A 1,677-nucleotide genomic window follows, 5' to 3' on the forward strand; every position below is an offset into this window, starting at 1 on the left:
ATTGGCTCTGACTCACTCTCGCTGATGCCGTGGGCGTTGAGGTTGCGGACATCCATGATGGAGCCGCAGCATGCGTCATCGCTTTCGCTCGTCGAGCCTCGTACCCACTGGATTCCTCGTCGATCATCTCGATGTCGGCGCTGAGCGGATCGGCCTGGTCGTGAGGTCGGGAGCCGCAGTGACGGTCTGTCCAGATTGCCGGACCCCTTCGCGTCGCATTCAAAGCCGTTACCGGCGCCGTGCCGCCGACCTGCCGCTCAGTGGCCGACGCGTCGAACTTCAGGTCGTCGTGCGACGCTTCTGGTGCGATGCGTCTGCCTGCGGACGTAAGATTTTCGCTGAGCGCTTTCCCGACGACGTCCTGCCCGCCTTCGCGCGGCGAACCTCGCGGCTGGAGCAGGTCGTCCATCACCTCGGTCTCGCGCTCGGCGGCCGGCCCGGTGCGGGCCTCGCCCGACGCCTCATGCTGCCCGTCAGTCGCGACACGCTCCTGCGCGTCATTCGCCGCAGAGCGATCACACGGCCCGATCCGCTCAGCGTCATCGGCATCGACGACTTCGCTTGGCGACGCAACCACCGCTACGGCACCGTCGTCTGCGATCTCGAACGCCGCCGCATCGTGGCGCTTCTCCCAGATCGCGAGCAGGCCACTGCGCAGGCTTGGTTGGAGGAGAATGCTTCGATCCAGATCGTCGCCCGCGACCGCGGCGGCGGCTATGGTGAGGCGATAGCCCGCGCTCTGCCGCAGGCTGTCCAGGTGGCCGACCGCTGGCACCTCATAGAGAATGCTAGCCGCGGCTTCCTCGACGCCGTGCGCAGGTCGATGCGTCAGGTTCGCGAGGTCGTCGGCGCGGCCACGATCGATCCGGCGCTTCTCACCGCGGCCGAGCGCATCCAGTACGAGGGTTACCTGCGGCGCGACGAGGCGGACGCGGCCATCCGCGCGCTCGCCGAGGCAGGCGTTCCGATCCGCCGGATCGGACGGCGCCTTGGCCACAGCCGCAAGGTGGTGCGTGCGGTCCTGCGCGGCGAGCGCACGGACGTCTTTCGGGTCCGGCAGAGTTCGCTCGACGCCTATCTGCCCTGGCTCGACGCCCAGTGGGACGCTGGCAGCCGGAACGCCACCGAGATCTGGAGAAGGGCAAAGGCGCAGGGCTTCCGAGGATCGCTGCGTGTGGTCGGCGAATGGGCGACGCGGCGCCGGCGCGCGGAGCAGGCCAACATCGAACGGCTTCAGCGCGTGCCGTCAGCACGAACCCTGGCGCGATGGCTGACGACGGGTCGCGATCGCTTGACCAAGGCGGAGACGCTGACTGTGGCGGCCGTCGAGAACGGGATGCCGGCGCTGGTCGAGGCGCGCAAGGTGATCAGCGCTTTCCAGACGATGGTCCGTGCGATGGCACCCAACAGGCTCGAAGGATGGCTCACGCGGGCTGAGGCGAGCCTCGTCGCTTCCTTCGCACGTGGAGTCGGTCAAGACCGATCCGCGGTTCGGGCCGCGATCACGCTGCCATGGTCGAACGGCCAAACGGAGGGCCAGATCACGAAGCTCAAGCTCGTGAAGCGCCAGATGTACGGCCGCGGCAAAATGGATCTCCTCCAAGCCCGGCTCATTGGCCTATCGCCATAAGCATCAGCGAGAGTGAGTCAGAGCCAAAGTTGCACGCCGAAACACAC

At 67.3% G+C, this 1,677-nt stretch carries 1 protein-coding gene; it reads left to right on the plus strand.

All coding sequences use genetic code 11. The features are described 5' to 3' along the window. Positions 1–70 precede the first annotated feature (70 nt). Positions 71–1,630: an ISL3 family transposase gene (locus HCU64_RS25125; protein ID WP_233387219.1), complete on the plus strand. Its 1,560-nt coding sequence runs from the start codon at positions 71–73 to the stop codon at positions 1,628–1,630. The last annotated feature ends 47 nt before the right edge of the window (positions 1,631–1,677 follow it).

The organism is Methylobacterium sp. C25 (genome assembly GCF_021352225.1).
In the GTDB taxonomy this organism is placed as follows: Bacteria; Pseudomonadota; Alphaproteobacteria; order Rhizobiales; family Beijerinckiaceae; genus Methylobacterium.

Coding starts and splice junctions, on each gene's coding strand:
- HCU64_RS25125 (WP_233387219.1), top strand. CDS start 71: ATGCGTCATCGCTTTCGCTCGTCGAGCCTCGTACCCACTGGATTCCTC.